Below are 22,811 nucleotides of genomic sequence, written 5' to 3' on the forward strand. Positions count from 1 at the left end.
TGCAGAGTTTTTTTCGCGGCCGATCTCAGGCCTCGGCGGCATCCTCCAGCCGCAGCTGTACGGACTGGCGGCCGCCCCAGGTATTGATTTCAAGCCGACCGGCAAAATGGAACCGCGCGCCACCATGGTCCAGCAGACGCGGCCCCAGCGCGGTGTCAAAAGCGCCAAAGCAAATGGCATCGATCCCGCTGCTCAACCCGTCACTAAGCGAGAGTTTCAGGTGGCTTTCGCCAACCCGTTTGGCAAACCGCACCTGCAGGTCGGGAAAGCCGTAACGGGGGGCGGGGGCACCGGCCCCAAAGGGGCCCGCCTGTTCGATCTGCTCAATCAGCGGCACGGTGGCGGCGCCGGGCATCAGCATCCCGTCAAGCTTCAGATCGCTTGGTCCCAGATCGCCGGCCCCCTGTTTGGCCAAAAGGGCGCTGAGCCGCTCCATCGCCGGTTCCAGTTGGTCACGGGCCACGGTCAGTCCGGCGGCCATCTTGTGGCCGCCCCCTTTGATGAGCAGCCCTTCGGCGGCGGCCCGCTGGATGGAGGCGCCAAGATCAATGCCGCTTACGGAACGACCCGATCCCTTGCCCTCGTCGCCATCAAGGCCAATCACGATGGCGGGGCGGCCGGCAGCTTCTTTCAGGCGCGAGGCGACAATCCCGACAACGCCGGGGTGCCAGCCTTCACCAGCGGCCCAGACCAGAGGGGCATCCAGACCGCGCGCCTCCGCCTGTTCCAGTGCGGCGGCGCGAACCGCGTTTTCGATATCGCGGCGCTCGGTGTTCAATTCATCCAGACGCGCGGCGATGGCCTCGGCCTCGGCTGGGTTGTTGGTGGCCAGCAGGCGCGCACCCAGATCAGCCTTGCCAATCCGCCCGCCCGCGTTGACCCGTGGCCCCAGCAGAAAGCCAAGGTGATAGGTGGAGGGGGCAGAATCCATGCGCGATACATCTGCCAGTGCCACCAGTCCGGGCCGCTGCCGGGCGGCCATCACCTTGAGGCCTTGCCGGACAAGCGCGCGGTTCGCCTCAATCAGCGGTGCCACATCGGCGACGGTGGCCAGGGCAACCAGATCCAGCAGCGCCATCAGATCAGGACCGGTGCCGAGCCCCTTGTCCCGCATTTGGCGGCGCAGTTCGACCAGCATCAGGAACACCACGCCGGCCGCACAGAAATAGCCCAAGTCGCCGTCCTCATCCTGGCGGTTGGGGTTCACCACTGCGACACAGTCGGGCAGGGTCTCTCCGCCCAGGTGGTGGTCGAGTACGATCACATCAGCGCCCTTGGCGGCGGCAATCGGACCATGAGATAGCGTGCCGCAATCGACGCAGACAATCAGATCGTGATCACGGGCCAGCGCGGCCATCGCCGCATCGTTGGGGCCGTAGCCCTCATCGATCCGGTCGGGCACATAGAGCGTGGCCCCAAGACCGACCTGATCAAGCCAGACCAACAGCAGCGCTGCCGAGGAGCCGCCATCAACGTCATAATCGGCAAAGACCGCAATCCGCTCGCGCCGCTCCACCGCTTGCAGGAAACGGGCCGCGGCGGGTTCCATGTCCTTCATCCGGCGCGGATCGGGGAGCAGCTCTTTTAGTTGCGGTGTCAGAAATCCGCTGGCCTCATGGGCGGGCACGCCGCGCCGGGCCAGGACCTGACAGACGGCGGCGGGCAGGGTGGTCTGCTGTTCCATCATTTCGGCTGCGCGGGCAACCTCCACATCGGGGCCAATCCAGCGACGCCCGCTGAGCGAGGTCTCAACTCCCAGAAAGCTCATGTCTTCGTCCCTTTTCCGCGTGCCTGCCCCGGGCGCTGACGGGGCGTTCTTATGGCAAAGGCCGGATCTGCGCGGACCCGGCCTTTCACCTTTCTTCAAATACTCAAAAACCCAACCTTTGCGATACGTCGCAAGGTCAGATCCTACTGATGCGCGCTGAGCGGTGTCCGGTAGCTCATCCGGCGCACGGAGCCGGTTTTGGAGCGCATCAGCAATGTGGTGGTTTCGACCCAGCCCGGCTGGCGTTTGATCGCGGGCAGCAACGAGCCGCCGGTGACGCCGGTTGCCGCAAAGATCACATCGCTGGTGACCATCTCGTCGCGGGCATAGACGCGGTCCAGATCGGTGATGCCGGCCTTGGCAGCGCGGGCTTTCTCATCATCGTTGCGGAACAACAGGCGGCCAAAGATCTGACCCCCCATGCATTTCAATGCAGCTGCCGCCAGCACACCCTCAGGGGCGCCGCCCTGACCCATATACATGTCAATGCCGGTAATCTCAGATTCGGCGCAATGCATCACGCCGGCCACATCGCCGTCGGTGATCAGGCGGATGGCGGCGCCGGTTTCGCGGACCTCAGCGATCATCGCCTCGTGGCGGGGGCGCTCCAGAATGCAGACGGTGATGTCAGAGGGGGCGCAGCCCTTGGCCTTGGCCAACGCCTCAACCCGCTCGCGAGGGCTCATGTCCAGCGACACAACATTGTCCGGCAGGCCCGGACCCACGGCCAGCTTGTCCATATAGGTGTCCGGCGCGTGCAGCATAGAGCCGCGCGGCCCCATCGCGATCACGGTCAGCGCGTTCGGCATATCCTTGGCGGTCAGCGTGGTGCCTTCGAGCGGGTCCAGCGCGATATCAACGCCGGGGCCTTTGCCGGTGCCGACTTCCTCACCGATAAAGAGCATGGGCGCTTCGTCCCGCTCCCCTTCGCCGATAACCACGACGCCTGCGATATCCAAGAGGTTCAGCTGTTCGCGCATGGCGTTGACGGCGGCCTGATCGGCGGCTTTCTCGTCGCCGCGACCAATCAGCGGCGCAGAGGCCAGAGCGGCCTGTTCGGCCACGCGGGCCAGGCCGAGCGACAGCAGGCGGTCGTTAAATGCGGCGTCGTTGGTGTCAGAAGTCATAGCCAATGTCCTATCTCAATCCCGGGTCGGTGCCGTCGCATACCCTGCATCTGGCAGCGCGGGCAAGGGCGGTTGGCGGTAACGGGCCGTAGCAATTGGCGCCGATACCGGTGTTTTTATACCTGATGGCGCTCAGACCTCTTCGATGCGTAGCGCAACAGGCTCACTGGCCACAACATCGGTCTTGGCCAGATCTTCCAGCGCTGTCTGCAGAGTGCTGGAGGTGCATTTATGTGTCACGATCAGCACGGGCGCGGTCGGCTCGGAGTGGCCGTATTGGCGCATCCGGTCGATGGAGATCCCGGCATTGCCAAGAGCGGCAGCCACCTTTGCCAATGCGCCGGGTTTGTCCAGCAGGGCGAGGCGCAGATAATGCGGGGCGGCAAGACTGGTCTGGGCTGCAGGGGCATTCTCCAAAGAGGTCGCAGGCTGGCCGAAGGTGGCCAGACGGCTGCCGCGGGCCAGATCGCAGATGTCACCAAGGACGGCGCTGGCGGTTGGGCCTTCGCCGGCACCGGGGCCGCGCAGGACGATCTGTTCGACCGCGTCGCCTTCGATCACCACCATATTGGTGCCGCCTTCCAGTTGGCCGAGCGGAGAGTTTGCAGGTACCAGACAGGGCGACATGCGCTGTTCCAGCCCACGCCCGGTGCGCTGTGCGACGCCCAGAAGCTTGATCCGGTAGCCCATATCGGCGGCGTGGCGGATGTCGTCCAGGCTGATGCGCTGGATGCCTTCCAGCTGCACATCGTCAAAGGCGGGCTTGGTGCCGAAGGCGATGGCAGAGAGGATCGCCAGCTTGTGTCCGGCGTCGATGCCGCCCACATCGAGATTGGGATCAGCCTCAAGATAGCCAAGGCGGCCACATTCCTCAAACAGGGCGTTGTAGCCCTGGCCGGTGGCTTCCATCTGGGTCAGAATATAGTTGCAGGTGCCGTTCATCACGCCCATGACGCGGGTGATTTCATTGCCTGCCAGACCTTCGGTCAGGGATTTGATCACCGGGATGCCGCCCGCGACAGCCGCTTCAAAGCGGATCACGCGGCCTGCGGCCTCGGCCTGTTCAGCCAGCGCCTGACCGTGGATAGCCAGCAACGCCTTGTTGGCGGTGACAACGTCCTTGCCTGCCTCCAGAGCGGCCTCGGTCGCGGCCTTGGCAGCGCCTTCATGGCCGCCCATCAGCTCCACAAAGACATCGACATCGTCGCGGGTGGCCAGCGCCACAGGGTCGGTTTCCCAAGCATAATCGCCAAGCGGCACGCCACGGTCCTTGCCTGCGTTCCGGGCGGAGACCGCTGTGATCTGGATCTGGCGTCCGGTGCGGGCCTCCAGCATGGCTGCCTGACGGCGGATGATCTTGATCACGCCGGTGCCAACCGTGCCCAAACCTGCAATTCCAAGGCGAAGCGGCTCTGTCATAGCTGGGGATCCTTTAATTCCGAAAGACGTCTCCCCGCCTTAGCGGGTTCGGCGCAGCGGTGCAACGGCGGCGGCGGTACGCAGCGGACAAATCCCAGGGCAGGGCCTGTATTGCTGTGATATCAGGCGGCTTTGCTCATGGCTGCCGGGGCTGCCAAGCGGGGTGTCCCGCGTCAGGGTTGCGCGGCGCGCAGCCGATCAGCGCGGGCCTGCAAGCGGGCGGCGCGGGCATCCAGCGTGTCTTCCAGCGCTTTGCTCTCTTCAGCTGCGGGGGGGCTGGGCTGAAGTGCATCCTCCAAGGGCACAAGGGCAGGGTAGTCGGCGCCGCGCAGATCGGGGGTGAGCCGGTCTTCCAGCTCCGGCACGCGGGCACAGGCTGAGATGAGTGCAGCTGCGGCGAGCAGGGGAAACAGCCGAGAATGCCGACGGACGGGCGCCGATGCCGGGGTTGCACATATGCTGGGCATCGGGGGTCGGTTTTTGGGCTGTGCGGGCGATTGCATTAAAACCATCCTTGTTCACTATTCCCTTGATGCACATATTGGTGAAAAGGCACAAGCGGGGCTTTTATCTGAACGAATGTTCATATAAAATCGAGACATGGCACGTACCCAAGGTTCACATTCCGATATCACCGGTCCGCGCATCCGTGCTGCGGCGTTGAAGCTGTTTGCCCAGCATGGTTATGCGGCGGTCTCGATGCGCCAGATCGCATCTGAGGTCGGGGTACAGGCCGGGGCGCTTTATAACTATACCCCTGATAAGCAGAGCCTGTTGTTCAGCCTGATGGAAGGTCATATGACCGAGCTGTTGCAGGCCTGGCAGGATCTGCGGGCCCTGGATCAGACGGTGCCGTCTGGCGGTGCCGAGGATCATGTTCTGGCGCGGCTTGAGGCCTTTACCCGGTTTCACATTCGCTTCCATCTGGAGCGGCCGGATGCGGTTTTCATCGCTTATATGGAGCTGCGGAACCTGTCGGAAGACAATTTCACCGCGATCGAGTCCCTGCGTCGCGAATATGAGAATGCGCTGGAAACAATCCTGAAGGACGGGGTGCGGCTGGGCGTGTTTCATATCCCCGACACCAAAATCGCGACTCTGGCGGTGATTGCGATGCTGAACGGTGTGATGACCTGGTATCGCAGTGGCGGGCGGCTGTCGCTGGACGAGGTCGAGGCGATTTACTGGGATATGGTGCAGAAATCCGTACGTGGCTGAACCCGGCCCGCCTGGATCCGTACAATTACGAGTCGGCGCCGCACAGCAACGCGGCACCAGCAGGTCGTCTGTGGCGGATCTAATGGGCTGGTCGGATGAACTGACCATTGCGCAGATCCCTGAAGGCCTGCCGCAGCTCATCCTGTGTGTTCATCACAATTGGGCCATGCCAGGCCACGGGCTCCTCAATCGGGGCGCCTGAGATCAGCAAGAAGCGGACGCCCTCCGGGCCAGCCTGTACGGTGATTTCTTCACCGCTGCCAAACCGGACCAGCGTACGATCGCCGGACATATCGCGGATGTGCAATTCCTCGCCCGCGACCTCTTTTTCCAGCAACACGCCCTGCGGCGTTGCAGCATCGACAAAGGCGCCCTGACCGGCAAAGACATAGGCAAAGGCGCGCCGGTAGGTGTCGATGCGGAAGGTCTTCTTCACGCCGGGCGGGACAGAGACATCCAGATATTGTGGGTCAGCAGCGATGCCATCGACGGGACCGCGTTTGCCCCAGAAGTCACCAACAATGACCTTCACCCGGGTGCCGTCGTCGTCAATCACCTCGGGAATATCCTTGGCGGTGATGTCCTGATAGCGCGGCGCGGTCATTTTCTGACTGGCGGGCAGGTTGCCCCAGAGCTGGAAACCGTGCATCTGGCCCTTGGCGTTTCCTTTCGGCATTTCCTGGTGCAGGATGCCTGACCCTGCGGTCATCCACTGGACATCTCCCGCGCCCAAGGTGCCGTTGTTGCCCAGGGAATCGCCATGGTGAACGGTCCCGTCCAGCACATAGGTGATGGTCTCGATTCCCCGGTGTGGGTGCCAGGGGAAACCGGCCTCGAAGTCTTCGGGGCGGTCATTGCGGAAGTCGTCGAACAGCAGGAAGGGGTCCAGCTCGCTCGGGTCGTGAAAACCAAAGGCGCGGTGCAGTTTGACGCCTGCGCCTTCCAGCGCCGGTGTGGCAGGGCGGGTTTCCAGGATGGGACGGATCGACATGGCGGGTCTCCGGTTGCTGTGTATGCCCTCATAGATAAGCCTGTGCGAGTGTGTCGGGAAGGCCCGCGTGTTAACTTCCCGTGTGCGCTGACGCACATACATCAGCTGTGCGAGCCTCTTTCCGGGACACCGTCACAACAGGGGGCTATGCCCCTTGGCGCAATCAGGCTACATCCGCCGGGACCGGCCCCAAGGTGCAGACGGGGCTGAAGACCAGGGTGAGGACATAGGTGATGGGCCAGAGGGCGGGATCGGGCGAAATGAAGGATGAGATTTTGGCAACTGTTGATGCCTCCGCGCCGCGGCGGGTGCTGGCAGTGGTGATGCTGATCGTGGTCGGCGCGCTGGCAATCTATGTGGCGCTGGCCACACCGCCAGCCCCCCATTGGCTGGTCTTTCTGCTGGCCATCGGTGGCTTTTGCCTATGGCTGGCCATGCGTCTGTGGCAGGCCACCGCATTGCGGATTGAACTGACCGACGAGGTGCTGCGCAGCTCCGACGGGGCGGTGATTGCCAAGGTGGCGGATGTTGTTGCGGTGGATCGTGGGGTGTTTGCGTTCAAACCATCAAACGGCTTTCTGATCCGAACCGCCACCAAGGGCGCGCGCAGCTGGCGGCCGGGGCTTTGGTGGCGACTGGGGCATCGGATTGGAATTGGGGGTGTGACGCCGGGTGCGCAGAGCAAATCCATGGCAGAAATCCTCGCCATCATGATTGCGCGGCGTGAGGCGGGACAGTCGCAGGGCTGAGGCGGCATCTGTATCGTCAACCAGAATAAGGCGCCACCGATGCCGGAGGCGCCTTCGTTGATTAAGCCGCTGGCCTAAATCGAAATGCTCTAGTCTGTGGGGCCGCTATTGTCGTCGTGGCTGCCACCACCGCTGTCCTGACCTTCGAATTTCACCTGCGGTGCAAAACGTGGGCGAGTGAAGACGAAATTCTGGATATCCATATCGGGCAGGCCAACATTGAAGGCGGGGTCGATATCGTTCTTGGTTTCCACCAGAATGACCCGCTCCTGATCCGGCATGGTCGGCAGATCATCCTTGACCTCTTGAATGTTGCCGTCCTGCCATTCGGTGAATTTGCCACCACGCACCTTGGACCAGTCCACGTAGTAGCGGTTATCATCCTCATCCCAGCGGATCACCGAGATCCTGAGAGAAATAGAGGAGTCGACACGGATCAGCAGCTTGGCCAGATCGTGCATGCTGTCGATGTAATCCTCATTCAGGGTTGAGGTTTCGCGCGAGATCAGATCCGAGATTGTATATGCGGCTTTTAGATTCACCCCTTCCTGACGGAACGCATCAAAATAGGTGTAGATTGCTGCAAAGACGCCAAGCAGCAACGGCATATAGAAGGCAAACTCAACCGAGACAGAGCCATCGGTTTCGCGTCTGTAGCGGCGGAACAGGGTGCGGATACGGGTCAACATGGCTTACCGGGGCTCCTGAACAAAGGCTGAGGTCGCATAGAGGCGGATCCGGCCGTCGGCGTCATTGTCCATATCGTCAGCCAGACCCCAATGGGGGAACACGGGCTTCATGGCCATACAGGCGCGGATGAACATCAGTTCGTTGGAATCGCCGGTGACAAAGTTGCGCACGGGCTGCACGTCCTCAACCCGGTTGATGCAATCGGGAACCGGGTCAACCGGCGTCCAGGCATAGGGGTCAACCTGTACCATTTCGAGCCGCAGTGACGTGCCGCAGTTGCGGATGAACCCGGAGCGGCGGCAGACCTCGTCGCGGATCTCATTGTGTTGCTTTGGAACACCGGTTGAGAGGCGCAATCCCCGCACGGTCTGATCCAGCGCCCGTTCCAGCATGGATTGCTGAATGGTGATCATGCCGAGTTCCACCGTGTTCATCAGCAGAAACAGAAAGGCGGGGATCACAATGGCAAATTCCACTGTGGCGTTGCCATCCTCGCGCTTGCGAAACAGGCGCAGCGCGCGGCGCAGTCGGCTGGCCGTCTTATGTGGAGTGCGACGGGTCATTGTGTCAGCCTCAGCTGGCGGATCGACGTCGCGATGGAGGCAAAGGCGTCGCGGATCTCAAGCCCGCGCACATCAAAGTGATGAGCATCCGAGCTGGCACAATCCTTCAGCACCGCGGTGCCGCTGCTGGGTGCCTCAAAACCAATGGTGTAGACAACAATACCTTGGTTTTTGGCGGCGGTGCAGACAGCGCGGGTGCGGGCGTTTTTGGTGCTGGTGTTCCAGTAGTCATAGACGCCGTAGTACCAGACGCTGCGCGCCGAGGACTGACCCATCCAGTCGCCATAGAGGTACTTGTAGAGATACTTCAATGAGGTTTCACCGAACAGTTCGCCCCAGCTCAGACGTTTGACATTCTCAGGCTCTCCCTGCTCATCCTGCCACCAGCAGCTGTAACTGCTGCACTTGCGGTAGCTGCCCTGACCATAGGCGTGATCTTCCCAGCGGTTCATGCGGTCCCACCAGTACATATCGCGTTGGGGGTCATAGAGTGAGTAGCGCGGGTTCGATCCGGTGGCGGCAGAGTTGTACCAGACGTCGGAGGACCCTTCGCGATGGTCGGACTCGACATAGTACTGGTTGGTATTCTTGCCGTCGGTCATCAGCACGATAACCTTGACCGTCTCGTGGTCATTGAAGGCCGCAGGGCGATTGTTGAACGTTGCGGGTACCGTGGCGCCGCCGCCCGATGCCAGCGCGCTGATGGCGGGACGCGCACTTGGATCGAGCAGGGCAGTGCCCCATTTCATGCCAACATCGATCGATGTGTTGCCTTCTGCCTGAAGACCGTCAATGAAGCCTTTGAGCGTGTTTGCATCTTTCTGGAACGGCAGAATTTCACGGTTGGCACTGTCTTCACAGGTCGGGCTGTCCAGCGGGTTTGCGCTGGCGCGGTAGTCACTGCCGGACCAAACGCTGAAGTGCATCGTCCGGTCCAGTTCCTGGGTGGTGGACAGGGCGGTGGTCTGAAAATGGCTGCCGACAAAATTCACACAGTTGGAATATGCGTGCTCATCCGTGGTGTTGTACTGATCCATCAACTCGGTCGGCAGGCTGACCTGTGTGGCGTAGGGGATGATGGAGATCGACATCTTGTTGTCGATGGTATTGGCGATCATCGTATCGACGAAATCTTTTGCCGCAACCTTGAGGTTGGCCAGACGGCTGTTGCTGCGCATCGATCCGGAGACATCCAGCACCAATGAGATTTCCAGCCCGTCAATGCTCTCTTCGGCGCGGGAGGTCGCATAGAGCGGCATGTCCTGGCCGCTGGAGAACTTCAGCATGTGGGTTTCAAATGTGGTGTCGATGGTGCTTTGCACCTTTTTGAACCCAAGCCCGGTTTCCGCCACCGGGGGTGTGTAGTATTTATTGAGCCCCGCCTTGCTGAGATAGTCCTGAACCACCGCCGCAGGCGGCAGGGGCTGGTCGAGGTCGGCCGCGGCCAGAACTGCGCGGTCGAGGGTATATTGCAGGATGGTGCGGTCCCGTTCCATGCGCATCAGATCAACGCCGATCCCGCCAACGGCCAGCATCGACAGCAAGAAGCCGACCATGGGTTTCAGCAGCACGCCCGAGTCGTCTTGCCGGAAGGCGCGCAGCTGTGCCCCGCTGCGGATGCAGGCGGTCAGGCAGGCCTTTCGGGCCGCGATGGATATCTTTTCAATAGGCTTTATCATGTGTCGAACCCCCAGCCGCGTAACCCCCCGGCACAGCGCCATCAGAATTGGATTTTCACACTTATTAATGCTTTATGAAGGTGGCGGAATTGGGGCGCATACCGGACCAAATCATACGTATTGTTGTTGATTTTAAGGGTAATGCGAGCCTTAGGAGTTGGTTGTCCTGGGGGCGTCAACAAAATGAGGGCTGCCGACAAAACGCGGCGACTCAGTCAAACACCTCGTGTCATCAGTTTGCCTTTAATTGATTCTTTTTGCGGGGGAATGGTCAAAAAGGTCGCACCTTCTTAATCCAAGAGTCATAGTGTCGGAACACTATCTCACTGAGTCGACGCAGAAGCACGGAGTACAGCCGATGAGCAGTGCAACAGAACCCAGTTTTCGCCAGAGTGTGGACCTGATGTTCAACAGGGCGGTGTCCCTGATGGACCTGCCACCGGGCCTGGAAGAGAAGATCAGGGTTTGCAACGCGACCTATACTGTACGCTTTGGCGTGCGGCTGCGGGGGGGGATCCAGACCTTCACCGGATATCGTTCGGTACATTCCGAGCATATGGAGCCCGTGAAAGGCGGCATCCGCTATGCGATGGGCGTGAACCAGGATGAGGTTGAGGCGCTGGCGGCGCTGATGACCTATAAATGTGCGCTGGTTGAGGCGCCGTTTGGTGGCTCCAAGGGCGGGTTGTGCATCGATCCGCGCCAGTATGAAGAGCATGAGCTGGAGCTGATCACCCGCCGGTTCGCCTATGAGCTGGCCAAACGCGATCTGATCAACCCCTCGCAGAACGTTCCGGCCCCGGATATGGGCACTGGAGAGCGTGAAATGGCGTGGATTGCCGACCAATATGCACGGATGAACACCACCGATATCAACGCCAAGGCCTGTGTGACCGGCAAGCCGCTGAATGCGGGCGGCATTGCCGGCCGGGTCGAGGCGACGGGCCGCGGCGTGCAATATGCGCTGCGCGAATTCTTCCGTAATCCAGAGGATGTCGCGGCTGCCAATATGGACGGCAAACTGGACGGCAAACGCGTCATCGTTCAGGGGCTCGGCAATGTGGGCTACCACGCGGCGAAGTTCCTGATGTCGGAAGACGGCGCCAAGATCACCGCCGTAATCGAACGCGATGGCGGTCTGATTGACGAAAACGGTCTTGATATCGAAGCGGTGTTCCAGTGGATCGCCAGTAATGGCGGCGTGACGGGCTATCAGGATGCGCGGTACGTTGAAAACGGCGCGCTGCTGCTTGAAGAAGACTGCGACATCCTGATCCCGGCCGCGCTGGAGGGGGTGATCAATCTCACCAACGCGGCCAACATCAAGGCGCGGCTGATCATTGAGGCGGCGAATGGCCCCGTCACTGCGGGCGCGGATGAGATCCTGCGCGACAAGGGGACCGTGATCATTCCCGACATGTACGCCAACGCGGGCGGTGTGACGGTGTCCTACTTCGAATGGGTGAAGAACCTCAGCCACATTCGCTTTGGCCGGATGCAGCGCCGTCAGGAAGAGGCACGTCACCAGCTGGTGGTGGATGAGCTGGAAGCTTTGTCCGAAAGCCTGGGCAAGACCTGGACGTTGAACCCCAAGTTCACCGAGCGTTATCTGCGCGGGGCGGATGAGCTGGAGCTGGTACGCTCGGGTCTGGATGACACCATGCGGACGGCCTATCAGTCGATGCGGGAGGTCTGGCATGGCCGCAACGATGTCACCGATTTGCGCACCGCCGCTTATCTGGTCTCCATCGATAAGGTTGCCAAGAGCTACCGCGCCAAGGGGCTCTGACAGGTGCAGAGGCACCGCAGCATCAGCTGTATTAACAGGAGGCGGGGTTTCCCGCCTCCTTTTTATTGGCGGACCGGGTCTCAATGAACCGGCGCAAAGTGACTGCGATTTGGCGGCGGTTTGCCCGGTGATCGCGGGAGCAGTTCGCGGGATGCAGTTTTGCCGCAATCACCGTCAATGGTTGGGGGAAGAACGCGGTCCCGCGCCTGATCTTGTCGAACTGCGACCCTTTGTTCCTTCGCGAGGTCGACATTGGCACTAGACAGACATGTCCTGAACATGGTGCTGATATCGTCAGATGACGTCCGGCGCGGCGCGCGTGGGGCTGGTATCCGGGCGCAGATCGCGCCAGACTGTCGCTCAGGCGGCGTCCGCTACCCTGTCCGACCACGCGTGGCGGCAGGCGGCGGCTCCGACGGGACGAGAAGGGAACGGGGATGCGATTTTCTGGCTGGCGCGTGCTGCGCGAAGGGCTGACAGGCAACCGGGGCTGGCAGGGCCATTGGCGTGACCCGGATCCGAAACCGCAGTATGATGCGGTGATCATCGGGGGCGGGGGCCATGGGCTGGCGACCGCCTACTATCTTGCCAAGGATCACGGCATGACCAATATCGCCGTGCTGGAGCGCGGCTATATCGGCGGTGGCAATGTGGGGCGCAACACCACCATCGTGCGGGCCAATTATTATCTGCCGGGCAACTCTGAGTTCTACTCCCATTCCCTGAAGCTGTGGGAGGGGTTGGAACAGGATCTGAATTACAATGCGATGATGTCGCAGCGTGGGATCTTGAACGTGTTCCACAATGATGCGCAGCGTGACAGCGCAGTGCGGCGCGCGAACGCAATCATCAATCAGGGCGATGACGCCGAGATCCTGTCCCGTGATCAACTGCGCGACATGGTGCCGCTACTGAATTATGCCAACAATCGCTTTCCCATTCAGGGGGCGCTGTTGCAGCGCCGTGCGGGCACGGCGCGCCATGATGCGGTGGCCTGGGGTTTTGCACGGGGTGCGGACCAGCGCGGTGTTGATATCCTGCAGAACTGTGAGGTGACCGGCATTCGGACCGAAGGCGGCAAGGTCATCGGGGTTGAGACTTCCCGTGGCCTGATCCGCGCGGGCAAGGTGGCAATGGCCGCAGCCGGGCGGTCCAGCCAGGTGGCCGCGATGGCGGGCCTGACCCTGCCGATTGAGAGCCATGTCTTGCAGGCTTTTGTCTCAGAGGGGCTGAAGCCGATCATTGATCATGTGCTCACCTTTGCTGAGGGGCATTTGTACATCAGCCAGTCCGACAAGGGCGGGTTGGTTTTTGGCAGCTATCTCGATCTCTATGCGTCTTACGCGGCGCGGGGGAATCTGCCGATGGTGGAACACACGATGGAAGCCTGCATGGCGATGTTGCCCGCCATCGGCAAGGCGCGGCTGCTGCGCAGTTGGGGCGGTATCATGGATATGACACCGGATGGCTCGCCGATCATCGACCGGACATCGATCGAGGGGCTCTATCTCAATGCGGGCTGGTGCTATGGCGGCTTTAAGGCGACGCCGGCCTCTGGGCAGTGTTATGCCCATCTGATCGCAACCGACCGCCCCCATGAGGCGGCAGCGGGGTTCCGGCTAAACCGGTTTGAAACTGGCCGTGGCCTAATGGATGAGGAGGCGACCGGTGCGCAGCATAATCTGCATTGACCCCAGCATTTCCGAACTGAGGCCTGTGGCGGCCGCAGAGGCGGGAATGAGTATTTTTGGAAAGGTGAAAGGGCGTCAACCATGAGGATTACCTGCCCCCTATGTGGTGAGCGCGACCGGCGCGAGTTCTATTACCGCGGGGCTGCGCTTGCGGCGCCCGCAGAGGGCGACAGTCCTGAAGTCTGGCATGCGCATGTCCATCTGCGGGACAATCCCGCCGGGCCGGTTGAGGAATGGTGGTATCATCAGCAGGGCTGCGGCAGCTGGATCCGGGTTCGGCGGGACACTGCCAGCCACGAAATGCTCGCGGCCCAGTTGGCCACATCCGGGGAGGAGGGCTGATGCGGATCGCTGGATGGGAAGGCGCAGCGGAGGCGCGCGAGGTTGGGTTCAGCTTCAACGGACGGCGCCTCACGGGGCGCGCAGGGGAGCCGTTGGCGGCAGCGCTTCTGGCCAATGACATTCATCTGGTGGGGCGGTCGTTCAAATATCATCGCCCGCGCGGTATCTTGACTGCAGGCAGTGAAGAACCCAACGCGTTGGTCACCGTGGGTGAGGGAACTGCGCAGGAACCAAATCTGCGGGCCACCACGCTGCCCTTATATGAGGGACTGGCGGCGCGCAGTCAGAATTGCTGGCCGTCGGTCGGGTTCGACGCCATGGCGGTGAACGATCTGGCAGCGCCGTTTCTGGGCGCGGGGTTCTACTATAAAACCTTCATGTGGCCGGCGGCGTTCTGGGAAAAGATCTATGAGCCGATCATCCGTCGCGCCGCCGGGCTGGGGGCGTTGTCTGGTGCGCCGGATGATGCGACCTACGAGAAGGCCTATGGGTTCTGCGATCTCTTGGTGATCGGGGCCGGGCCCGCGGGGTTGATGGCGGCGCTGACGGCGGCGCGGGGTGGCGCGGATGTGATCCTGTGTGACGAGGACAGCACCCCGGGCGGAAGACTGTTGAGTGAGCGGGAAACCATCGCGGGGCAGCCTGCGCGAGAGTGGGTCGCCAATGCGGTGGCAGAGCTGGACAGTCTGGATAATGTGCGCCGTATGACCCGCACCACCGTGACCGGGGTCTATGATCAGGGCACCTATGGGGCGCTGGAGACACCGCCGCAGCAGGCAGGAGCCGCACCGCGCGCCTGTTTCTGGCGGCTGGTGGCCAAACGGGCGATCCTTGCGGCGGGTGCGTTGGAGCGGCCTGTGGCCTTTGCCAATAATGACCGACCAGGGATTATGATGGCCGGGGCCGTGCGCAGCTATCTCAATCGTTGGGGGGTGGCGCCGGGGGAACGGGTGGCCGTGTTTGCCAACAACGATGACGCGCACCGCACGGCACGGGATCTGGTGGCGGCGGGGGTGCATGTGGCGGCGGTGATCGACAGCCGCCATGACGCCCCGCTGAGCCCTGATTTCCGGGTGATCCGGGGGGCACAGGTCTGCAATGCCTCCGGGCAAAAACGGTTGGAGAGCCTGACCCTGCGCTCGGTTTCGGGGGAGGAAAAGTTGCAGGCTGACTGTCTGGCGATGTCCGGTGGTTGGAATCCGACGCTGCACCTGACCTGCCATCTGAACGGGCGGCCTCGCTGGCGGCGGGACCTTGCGTGTTTTGTGCCGCAGGATGGTGCGGTTCCCGGGCTGGAGCCCGTGGGGGCTTGTCGCGGACGGTTTGCCACCGCGGCGGCCTTGCAAGATGGGGCTGAGGCGGGCGCGCGCGCGCTTGAGGCATTGGGCAAGCGGGCGGTTGCGGCAGAGATGCCCGAGGCAGAGCAGGCAGAGTATCGCATCTCCCCACTGTGGTCGGTGCCGGGGCGCGGGCGCGCCTGGGTTGATTTTCAGAACGACGTCACGGTCAAGGATATCTGTCAGGCCGGGCGCGAGAACTTCCGCTCGGTCGAGCATATGAAGCGCTACACCACCCAAGGGATGGCCACGGATCAGGGCAAAAGCTCAAACGTGGTTGCGCTGGCGGTTCTGGCGGAGGCTACGGGGCGCAGTATCCCCGAGACCGGCACCACCACGTTCCGCCCACCTTACGTGCCGGTGCCGATCGGCGTAATGGGGGCGGGGGCCGAAGATCAGGGCTTTGCGCCCCGGCGGCTGCTGACCTCGCACCGGCTGGCGGAGGATATGGGCGCCCATATGATGGAGGTGGGGCTTTGGTATCGGGCCAGCTACTTCCCCAAAGCCGGCGAGACCCATTGGCGGCAGTCCTGCGACCGCGAGGTCGGGTATGTGCGTAATGCGGTGGGGGTCGCAGATGTCTCCACCCTCGGCAAGATTGATATTCAGGGACCGGATGCGGCGCGGCTGCTGAATTGTGTCTATGCCAATGGCTTTGCCAAGCTGAAACCGGGTCGGGTGCGCTACGGTCTGATGCTGCGCGAAGATGGGTTTGTGATGGATGATGGCACCACCGCCTGTCTGGCGCAGAACCACTATGTGATGACCACAACCACCGCCGCGGCCGGGCAGGTCATGGCGCATCTGGAGTTCGTAACCCAGGCCTTGCACCCCGATTGGGATGTGCGGATCAATTCCGCGACCGAGCAATGGGCGCAGTTTTCCATCGCCGGTCCCAAGGCGCGCGCGTTATTGCAGGATCTGCTTGGCGCAGATTTTGGGGCTGAGGACTGGCCGTTCATGGCCTGCGGCGAGGTGGCTTTGGGCGGCGTAACAGGACGGCTGTTCCGCATCTCCTTCTCGGGTGAGGAGGCTTATGAGCTGGCGGTGCCGGCGCGCTACGGTGAGAGCCTCTTTGGCGAGTTGCTGCGCCGGGCCGAAGCGCTGGGCGGTGGGGCCTACGGGTTGGAGGCCCTGAATGTCCTGCGGATTGAAAAAGGGTTTCTGACGCATGCCGAGATCAATGGCACGGCGACGCTGCATGATCTGGGGTTTGGTGGAATGTTGCGTTCTGGCAAGCCCTGTGTGGGCCGCGAGATGGCATTGCGCGCTGGGTTGGTCGACAAGACCCGCATGCGGCTGGTGGGGATCAAACCCACCGGTGCGGTGCAGCAACTGACAGCCGGGGCGCATCTGTTTGACCCGGAGGATCCTGTCACGCGGGTATCTGATCAGGGCTATGTGACCTCGGTCTGCTATTCGCCGACATTGGGCCATATGATTGGTCTGGCGCTGATCAAGGCTGGCCCGGGCAGGATCGGTGATCCTATTCGGATGGTGGATCACACGGCTGGCCTGGATACGCTGTGCGAGATTGTGGAGCCAGTGTTCTTTGATCCGGAAGGGGAGCGTGCCCGTGGTTGAGTTGAGTGCAAAAACCCCCTGTGCCGGGCTTCTGCCCTTAGAGGTCGGGGCGCTGTCGCTGACTGAAGCACCGGATGAAGAGAGGACGACGCTGGCGCCCTATGCTGGGCAGGCGGGCGCGCTGTCGGCTGCCTTGGAGGCGGCGCATGGGCTGCGCTGGCCGGCGCCGAACCGCAGCCATGCCAAAGCGGGCGCGCGGATTATCTGGTTTGGCCGCGAGATGGCCCTGCTGAGCGGGGTCCGGCCAGATCCTGTGCTGGCAGACCATGCTGCACTGACCGATCAGAGCGACGGTTGGGCGGTGGTCCGGCTGGAGGGGGCGCAGGGAGATGCGGTGCTGGCGCGGCTCTGCCCGGTGGATCTGCGGCCAGCTGTGTTCAAACGCGGCCACACGGTTCGCTGTGAGTTGAAACATATGGCGGCCTCCATCACGCGGCTTGGGCCAAAGACCCTGCAGATCATGGTGTTCCGCTCCATGGCGGAGACACTTGTGGATGATCTGAAAACAGCGATGGAAGCTGTCGCGGCACGGGGGTAATCTCTCTGGATCACCAACTGATTCCGGGAGTCATCTGTATGATCCGTCTTGCCCTTGTCGCGGCATTGCTGGCAACGCCAGTCTATGCGGCTGAAAAGAAAGAAAAAAGCTGCAAGTATCAAGGGCAGGTCATGGCGGCGGTGCAGCAGGCGCGGCTGGACCGGGTGAAGCAGGCGGAGGTCAGCCAGACGATTCTGGACAGTGATCCCAGCTGGCCGGACCAGTACAGCAAGGCCATTCCGCAACTGACGGCCCATGTCTATAGCCTGCGCAAGCGCGATCTGCGCAATACGGATCTGGGCGCGTTGATGGAACAGCAGTGCCTGGAAAACTGGGATCAGATCCAGAAGATGAAAAAGCAGCTGCAGAGCAACTGAGATGTCGCTTCCCCCCGGTTTCCTTGACGAATTGCGCACCCGCGTCAGCCTCACGCAGGTTGTCGGGCGCAAGGTCATGTGGGATCAGCGCAAATCGAACCAGGGCAAGGGCGACATGTGGGCACCATGCCCGTTTCACCATGAGAAATCCGCCAGCTTTCACGTCGATGACCGCAAGGGGTTTTACTACTGCTTTGGCTGCCATGCCAAAGGGGACGCGCTGAAATTTGTGCAGGAAACCGAGAATGTCGGCTTCATGGAGGCGGTGCAGATTCTGGCGCAGGAGGCGGGGATGGAAATGCCCGCCCGTGATCCAAGGGCGCAGCAGAAACAGGATCACCGGGCCCAACTGGCCGAGGTGATGGAACAGGCCGTGCGGTTCTTTCGCCTGCAACTCAACACGCGGGCCGGGGAGGGCGCGCGCAGCTATCTGGCGCGACGCGGGCTGAGTGGCCCCGCGCTGGAACGTTGGGAAATCGGCTTTGCGCCGGAAGGGTGGCAGAACCTCTGGGATGCGCTGCGCGGCAAGGGCGTGCCGGAAGAGCTGATCATGGGGGCAGGTCTTGCCAAACCGTCCAACAAGGGCGGCAAACCCTATGACACCTTCCGCAACCGGATCATGTTCCCGATCCGTGATGCGCGCGGGAGGGCGATAGCCTTTGGCGGGCGCGCAATGGATCCGCGCGACAATGCGAAATATCTGAACTCTCCGGAGACGGCGCTGTTTGACAAGGGGCGCAGCCTTTACAACCACGGGCCTGCGCGCACCGCCTCAGGGAAATCCGGCCAGCTGCTGGTTGCCGAAGGTTACATGGATGTGATTGCGCTGGCTGAAGGCGGCTTTGAGGCGTCGGTGGCGCCTTTGGGCACGGCAATCACTGAAAACCAGCTGCAAATGCTGTGGCGGATCGCGGATGAGCCGATCATTGCGCTGGATGGGGACACTGCAGGCCTGCGCGCAGCGATGCGTCTGATCGATCTGGCCCTGCCTTTGTTGGAGGCGGGGAAATCCCTGCGCTTTGCGCTTATGCCGGAAGGCAAGGACCCGGATGATCTGATCCGCGCCGAAGGGCGCGAGGCCGTGCAGGCGGTGCTGGATCAGGCGATGCCAATGGTGCGGCTGCTGTGGCAGCGCGAGACCGAAGGCAAGGTGTTTGACAGCCCGGAACGCAAGGCGGCGCTGGACAAGGCGCTGCGCGACAAGATCCGATTGATCCGCGATCCGTCGATCCGCCGCCACTATGGCGAGGACCTGCAGGATCTACGCTGGGAGTTGTTTCGCGGGGGGCGCCCGCGGGAGGATACTGCCGGGTCCGGTCTGGATCTCGGCTTTGATGCTGCGCCTGACCCTGGTTTTGATCCGGGGAGCAGGCCCGCAGATGATCCCGGTTTTGGGGCAGATTACGACGCTGGGTACGATCCGGGCTATGATCCGGCGGGCTACGATCCGGGGCATGATGTCGGCTATGATGCTGGACCCTACGATGCCGGGGCCGCGCCAGCGGGTGTGCCTGCCGGTCGGTCCGACTCATCGGGCGGTCAGGGCTATGCAGGCAAACAAGGTGGCTATGCGGGCGGCAAATCCCGCAAGGGCAGCGGGTTTCGCGATGGTACGCGCATGCCCTGGCGGGGCAAGAACGCCCCGCCGCAGCCGCTGGAAACCACGCGCAACTCTCTGCTGGCCGGTGGCAGCGAGGAGTCGCTGGTGCGGGTGCGCGAGGCGGTGATCCTGGCCACGGTGATCACCACCCCGGCCGTCATCGCCAAATATGAGGTCAATCTGGAGCGCATGGCCTGTATAGGATCAGATCACGCGCTGCTGCGCGATCTGGTGCTGCGCCATGGCGTGGATGCGCCCGAACGGCTGAAAGAGGAAATAGCTGCAGCTGCCGGGGCGCATGCCCTTGAAAACCTCTTTGCGCTTCGCCATGTGGCAATCAGCCCCTGTCTGCGCCGTCCCGGTGACGTTGAAGTGGCCAGCCTGACCCTGGCGGAGGAGTTTGCCAAACTGGAGGCGAGCCGTGGGCTCGACGCCGAACTGGCCGAGGCGGAAGAGGATTTGGACGGGCTGGCAGATGAAGCCGTGACATGGCGACTGGGGCAGGCGGCAGAAGCCCGCAACAAGGCCGTGCGCAGCGAGAATGAAGACCGTGCGCAATATGATGTGGGGGAGAACGGAGCGCGTCTGAACCGTGAGGAACGCGACGCTTTCGGAGCCCTGTTGGAACGAATTGGCTACTCCAAGAAGTGACCGCTGCGCCGCAGTGAGTCGTTTTGCTAAGGAAGAGCGAAAGAAAAACGGGTAAACCGGGTGACGAATCAGCGGATCGCGATAATGATTCGCGAAACCGAATCGCCCCAGCCCCTACGAGGAGCATTGAATGGCCGCCAAAGATACCGACGACCGCAAACCTGACGATCAGGAGCCCGAAATCTCTCTCGACATGAGCCAGGCTCAGGTCAAGAAGATGATCGCCGAAGCGCGTGAGAAGGGTTACATCACCTATGATCAGCTCAATCAGGTCCTGCCGCCGGATCAGGTAAGTTCGGAGCAGATCGAGGATGTGATGTCCATGCTCTCCGAAATGGGCATCAACATCATCGAGGATGAGGAAGCCGAAGAGGAAGAGCAGAAAGGCTCAACCGAACTGGTGACCACTGAGAGCAACCGCGAAGTGGCGGTGGCCGGGGCGGCAGCTGAGAAGCTGGACCGCACCGATGATCCCGTGCGGATGTATCTGCGCGAGATGGGATCTGTCGAACTGCTGAGCCGCGAGGGCGAGATCGCCATCGCGAAGCGGATCGAGGCCGGTCGCAACACGATGATCGCAGGCCTCTGCGAGAGTCCGCTGACCTTCCAGGCGATCACCATCTGGCACGATGAACTTCTGTCCGAAGACATTCTGCTGCGCGATGTGATCGACCTTGAGGCGACATTCGGCAACCAGCTGGATGAGGATGGCGAGGTGAGCGAGCCGGTGGTGGATACCTCCGCCGTGGCCGCGAACAAGCCCGCCGCCAAGGAAACCGGCCCGGAGCTGGATGCCGACGGCAATCCGATTGCCCAGGACGATGACGACGACGAAGATGATCAGGCCAATATGTCCCTTGCCGCGATGGAAGCGGCGCTGAAAGACAAGGTGCTGACCACGCTGGAGCAGATCTCCTCGGACTATGCACAGCTGAGCGAGATGCAGGACAGCCGGATTTCGGCCACCCTGAATGAAGATGGCTCCTTCAGCGACCGCGATGAGCAGGTCTATCAGTCCCTGCGCGCAGAAATCGTGCTGCTGGTGAATGAGCTGCACCTGCACAACAACCGGATCGAAGCGCTGATCGACCAGCTCTACGGGATCAACCGTCGGGTCATGTCGATCGACAGTTCCATGGTGAAGCTGGCTGATCAGGCCCGCATCAACCGCCGTGAGTTCGTCGAGGCCTATCGCGGTCGCGAGCTGGACCCGAACTGGCTTGCTGAGATGGGCGAGAAGCCCGGGCGCGGCTGGCAGATGTTTGTCGAGCGGTCGACCGAGAAGGTTGAAGAACTGCGCGCTGACATGGCCCAGGTCGGTCAATACGTTGGTTTGGATATCTCTGAATTCCGCCGCATTGTGCAGCAGGTTCAGAAGGGCGAAAAAGAGGCCCGCCAGGCCAAGAAGGAAATGGTCGAGGCCAACCTGCGTCTCGTGATCTCCATCGCCAAGAAATACACCAACCGGGGCCTGCAGTTCCTTGACCTCATTCAGGAAGGCAACATCGGCCTGATGAAGGCGGTGGATAAATTCGAATACCGTCGCGGTTACAAGTTCTCGACCTATGCGACCTGGTGGATCCGTCAGGCGATCACCCGTTCCATCGCGGATCAGGCCCGAACCATCCGTATTCCGGTCCACATGATCGAGACCATCAACAAGCTGGTCCGTACTGGCCGCCAGATGCTGCATGAAATCGGCCGCGAGCCGACGCCGGAAGAACTGGCCGAAAAGCTACAAATGCCGCTGGAGAAGGTCCGCAAGGTGATGAAAATCGCCAAGGAGCCGATCTCGCTCGAAACCCCGATCGGGGACGAGGAAGACAGCCAGCTGGGTGATTTCATCGAGGACAAGAATGCCGTGCTGCCGCTGGATAGCGCCATTCAGGAAAACCTCAAGGAAACCACCACCCGGGTTCTGGCCTCGCTCACCCCGCGTGAGGAGCGGGTTCTGCGGATGCGCTTTGGTATCGGTATGAACACCGACCACACGCTGGAGGAAGTTGGCCAGCAGTTCAGCGTGACCCGCGAACGGATCCGTCAGATTGAGGCCAAGGCGCTCAGGAAACTGAAGCACCCGAGCCGCTCGCGCAAATTGCGGTCCTTCCTCGACCAGTAACATTGATGCAACCGCATCAAAGAAAAAGGCGTCCCACTCGGGGCGCCTTTTTTGTTGCGCGTGTGCAGGGTTGCGCTGGATGCGGGGCGAAATATGGGGCGCTTGACGACATACCGGCAGGTTGGTGTGTTAACCATTCCTAACGGTCAGCAATTGTTTTCGGCCTTCGAGTACCTAAGTTACCAACATACTAATTTCACGATATCTGAGGGGGTCCAATGCCGCAAAATTCGAATTTGAACGATGCACTCATCGTGTTGGACGACAAACTTAGATCGCTCAGCGCGCTGACCAAAGCGAATGCATTTTTGGTGGATATTATGCGCAAGGATCGCGCGTTGCTTGAGGAGCTGGAGGCCCCAGCTGCCCGCGCCATGTTGATGGACCGGGCCTGCGCCGCTTTCGGCGAAGAGGCAGGTGAGGCGGCGGACCCGGATGTTCTGGATGTGTTGGCCACGGCCCTGACCGAAGGGCAAACCGCTGAAATCATACCCTTTCCAACTGAACGCCGCCATTAAGCCGCGCGTTCTGCCGACGGCACTTATGATGCCGCTGCAACCACCCGGACGGGATGTGATC

The 22,811-nt window shown here is 61.7% G+C and carries 19 protein-coding genes; 11 read left to right on the forward strand and 8 right to left on the reverse strand.

The features are described from left to right. Positions 1 to 25: 25 nt before the first annotated feature. The 4 genes from recJ to phaeop14_RS03915 all read right to left on the reverse strand — a co-directional run bounded on the left by recJ (position 26) and on the right by phaeop14_RS03915 (position 4,817). Complete coding sequence (recJ, locus tag phaeop14_RS03900) at positions 26 to 1,768, reverse strand: single-stranded-DNA-specific exonuclease RecJ (protein WP_040173692.1); 1,743 nt, start codon at positions 1,766 to 1,768, stop codon at positions 26 to 28. Between the two features lie 143 nt (positions 1,769 to 1,911). After that, entirely contained in the window at positions 1,912 to 2,895 is a 984-nt protein-coding gene (glpX, locus tag phaeop14_RS03905; RefSeq protein ID WP_040173689.1) for a class II fructose-bisphosphatase, read from the reverse strand. Positions 2,896 to 3,027: 132 nt separating this feature from the next. Beyond that, on the reverse strand, positions 3,028 to 4,314 hold the full coding sequence (locus phaeop14_RS03910) for a homoserine dehydrogenase (RefSeq protein WP_096788812.1): 1,287 nt from the start codon (positions 4,312 to 4,314) through the stop codon (positions 3,028 to 3,030). Between the two features lie 173 nt (positions 4,315 to 4,487). Next, entirely contained in the window at positions 4,488 to 4,817 is a 330-nt protein-coding gene (locus phaeop14_RS03915) for a hypothetical protein (protein ID WP_040180891.1), read from the reverse strand. Between the two features lie 97 nt (positions 4,818 to 4,914). Here phaeop14_RS03915 and phaeop14_RS03920 point away from each other — a divergent pair, with 97 nt between their 5' ends. Beyond that, positions 4,915 to 5,532: a TetR/AcrR family transcriptional regulator gene (locus phaeop14_RS03920; RefSeq protein ID WP_096788813.1), complete on the forward strand. Its 618-nt coding sequence runs from the start codon at positions 4,915 to 4,917 to the stop codon at positions 5,530 to 5,532. 79 nt (positions 5,533 to 5,611) lie between these two features. Here the strand turns inward: phaeop14_RS03920 and phaeop14_RS03925 are convergent, their stop codons facing one another. Beyond that, positions 5,612 to 6,523: a pirin family protein gene (locus phaeop14_RS03925; RefSeq protein WP_040173679.1), complete on the reverse strand. Its 912-nt coding sequence runs from the start codon at positions 6,521 to 6,523 to the stop codon at positions 5,612 to 5,614. A 233-nt stretch (positions 6,524 to 6,756) separates the two neighbouring features. On the opposite strand from phaeop14_RS03925, the gene phaeop14_RS03930 reads away from it, so the two are divergent. Then, positions 6,757 to 7,272 carry a hypothetical protein gene (locus phaeop14_RS03930; RefSeq protein ID WP_096788814.1) on the forward strand — a complete coding sequence of 172 codons (516 nt, stop codon included), beginning with the start codon at positions 6,757 to 6,759 and terminating at the stop codon, positions 7,270 to 7,272. An 89-nt stretch (positions 7,273 to 7,361) separates the two neighbouring features. Here the strand turns inward: phaeop14_RS03930 and phaeop14_RS03935 are convergent, their stop codons facing one another. The 3 genes from phaeop14_RS03935 to phaeop14_RS03945 are packed head-to-tail and all read right to left on the reverse strand — an operon-like array spanning position 7,362 to position 10,204. Further along, on the reverse strand, positions 7,362 to 7,961 hold the full coding sequence (locus phaeop14_RS03935) for a TadE/TadG family type IV pilus assembly protein (RefSeq protein ID WP_040173673.1): 600 nt from the start codon (positions 7,959 to 7,961) through the stop codon (positions 7,362 to 7,364). A gap of 3 nt (positions 7,962 to 7,964) precedes the next feature. Next, entirely contained in the window at positions 7,965 to 8,525 is a 561-nt protein-coding gene (locus phaeop14_RS03940) for a TadE/TadG family type IV pilus assembly protein (RefSeq protein WP_040180888.1), read from the reverse strand. Beyond that, complete coding sequence (locus phaeop14_RS03945; RefSeq protein WP_040181010.1) at positions 8,522 to 10,204, reverse strand: TadE/TadG family type IV pilus assembly protein; 1,683 nt, start codon at positions 10,202 to 10,204, stop codon at positions 8,522 to 8,524. Before phaeop14_RS03945 ends, phaeop14_RS03940 begins: the two co-directional genes overlap by 4 nt. A gap of 358 nt (positions 10,205 to 10,562) precedes the next feature. On the opposite strand from phaeop14_RS03945, the gene phaeop14_RS03950 reads away from it, so the two are divergent. From phaeop14_RS03950 to phaeop14_RS03995, 9 genes are all read left to right on the forward strand, one after another. Then, a complete protein-coding gene (locus phaeop14_RS03950) occupies positions 10,563 to 11,993 on the forward strand; it encodes a Glu/Leu/Phe/Val family dehydrogenase (protein WP_096788815.1) in 1,431 nt (476 codons plus the stop codon). Positions 11,994 to 12,430: 437 nt separating this feature from the next. After that, entirely contained in the window at positions 12,431 to 13,684 is a 1,254-nt protein-coding gene (locus phaeop14_RS03960) for a sarcosine oxidase subunit beta family protein (protein WP_040173669.1), read from the forward strand. Between the two features lie 81 nt (positions 13,685 to 13,765). After that, on the forward strand, positions 13,766 to 14,026 hold the full coding sequence (locus tag phaeop14_RS03965; RefSeq protein ID WP_040180886.1) for a sarcosine oxidase subunit delta: 261 nt from the start codon (positions 13,766 to 13,768) through the stop codon (positions 14,024 to 14,026). Then, complete coding sequence (locus phaeop14_RS03970; RefSeq protein WP_096788817.1) at positions 14,026 to 16,947, forward strand: sarcosine oxidase subunit alpha family protein; 2,922 nt, start codon at positions 14,026 to 14,028, stop codon at positions 16,945 to 16,947. The genes phaeop14_RS03965 and phaeop14_RS03970 overlap by 1 nt, the downstream gene beginning before the upstream one ends. After that, positions 16,940 to 17,485 carry a sarcosine oxidase subunit gamma gene (locus tag phaeop14_RS03975; protein ID WP_040181008.1) on the forward strand — a complete coding sequence of 182 codons (546 nt, stop codon included), beginning with the start codon at positions 16,940 to 16,942 and terminating at the stop codon, positions 17,483 to 17,485. Before phaeop14_RS03970 ends, phaeop14_RS03975 begins: the two co-directional genes overlap by 8 nt. Positions 17,486 to 17,523: 38 nt before the next feature. Next, complete coding sequence (locus phaeop14_RS03980) at positions 17,524 to 17,862, forward strand: hypothetical protein (protein WP_024097986.1); 339 nt, start codon at positions 17,524 to 17,526, stop codon at positions 17,860 to 17,862. A gap of 1 nt (position 17,863) precedes the next feature. Next, complete coding sequence (gene dnaG, locus phaeop14_RS03985) at positions 17,864 to 20,113, forward strand: DNA primase (RefSeq protein WP_096788818.1); 2,250 nt, start codon at positions 17,864 to 17,866, stop codon at positions 20,111 to 20,113. A gap of 130 nt (positions 20,114 to 20,243) precedes the next feature. Then, on the forward strand, positions 20,244 to 22,232 hold the full coding sequence (gene rpoD / locus phaeop14_RS03990) for an RNA polymerase sigma factor RpoD (protein WP_040173658.1): 1,989 nt from the start codon (positions 20,244 to 20,246) through the stop codon (positions 22,230 to 22,232). A 218-nt stretch (positions 22,233 to 22,450) separates the two neighbouring features. Next, complete coding sequence (locus phaeop14_RS03995; RefSeq protein ID WP_040173656.1) at positions 22,451 to 22,750, forward strand: hypothetical protein; 300 nt, start codon at positions 22,451 to 22,453, stop codon at positions 22,748 to 22,750. Positions 22,751 to 22,811: the final 61 nt, after the last annotated feature.

Source organism: Phaeobacter piscinae (genome assembly GCF_002407245.1).
GTDB classification, from domain to species: domain Bacteria; phylum Pseudomonadota; class Alphaproteobacteria; order Rhodobacterales; family Rhodobacteraceae; genus Phaeobacter; species Phaeobacter piscinae.

Excerpts from the sequence above, each read along its gene's own strand:
- recJ (WP_040173692.1), bottom strand. The coding sequence starts at position 1,768 with ATGAGCTTTCTGGGAGTTGAGACCTCGCTCAGCGGGCGTCGCTGGATT.
- glpX (WP_040173689.1), bottom strand. The coding sequence starts at position 2,895 with ATGACTTCTGACACCAACGACGCCGCATTTAACGACCGCCTGCTGTCG.
- phaeop14_RS03910 (WP_096788812.1), bottom strand. The coding sequence starts at position 4,314 with ATGACAGAGCCGCTTCGCCTTGGAATTGCAGGTTTGGGCACGGTTGGC.
- phaeop14_RS03915 (WP_040180891.1), bottom strand. The coding sequence starts at position 4,817 with ATGCAATCGCCCGCACAGCCCAAAAACCGACCCCCGATGCCCAGCATA.
- phaeop14_RS03920 (WP_096788813.1), top strand. The coding sequence starts at position 4,915 with ATGGCACGTACCCAAGGTTCACATTCCGATATCACCGGTCCGCGCATC.
- phaeop14_RS03925 (WP_040173679.1), bottom strand. The coding sequence starts at position 6,523 with ATGTCGATCCGTCCCATCCTGGAAACCCGCCCTGCCACACCGGCGCTG.
- phaeop14_RS03930 (WP_096788814.1), top strand. The coding sequence starts at position 6,757 with ATGGGCCAGAGGGCGGGATCGGGCGAAATGAAGGATGAGATTTTGGCA.
- phaeop14_RS03935 (WP_040173673.1), bottom strand. The coding sequence starts at position 7,961 with ATGTTGACCCGTATCCGCACCCTGTTCCGCCGCTACAGACGCGAAACC.
- phaeop14_RS03940 (WP_040180888.1), bottom strand. The coding sequence starts at position 8,525 with ATGACCCGTCGCACTCCACATAAGACGGCCAGCCGACTGCGCCGCGCG.
- phaeop14_RS03945 (WP_040181010.1), bottom strand. The coding sequence starts at position 10,204 with ATGATAAAGCCTATTGAAAAGATATCCATCGCGGCCCGAAAGGCCTGC.
- phaeop14_RS03950 (WP_096788815.1), top strand. The coding sequence starts at position 10,563 with ATGAGCAGTGCAACAGAACCCAGTTTTCGCCAGAGTGTGGACCTGATG.
- phaeop14_RS03960 (WP_040173669.1), top strand. The coding sequence starts at position 12,431 with ATGCGATTTTCTGGCTGGCGCGTGCTGCGCGAAGGGCTGACAGGCAAC.
- phaeop14_RS03965 (WP_040180886.1), top strand. The coding sequence starts at position 13,766 with ATGAGGATTACCTGCCCCCTATGTGGTGAGCGCGACCGGCGCGAGTTC.
- phaeop14_RS03970 (WP_096788817.1), top strand. The coding sequence starts at position 14,026 with ATGCGGATCGCTGGATGGGAAGGCGCAGCGGAGGCGCGCGAGGTTGGG.
- phaeop14_RS03980 (WP_024097986.1), top strand. The coding sequence starts at position 17,524 with ATGATCCGTCTTGCCCTTGTCGCGGCATTGCTGGCAACGCCAGTCTAT.
- dnaG (WP_096788818.1), top strand. The coding sequence starts at position 17,864 with ATGTCGCTTCCCCCCGGTTTCCTTGACGAATTGCGCACCCGCGTCAGC.
- rpoD (WP_040173658.1), top strand. The coding sequence starts at position 20,244 with ATGGCCGCCAAAGATACCGACGACCGCAAACCTGACGATCAGGAGCCC.
- phaeop14_RS03995 (WP_040173656.1), top strand. The coding sequence starts at position 22,451 with ATGCCGCAAAATTCGAATTTGAACGATGCACTCATCGTGTTGGACGAC.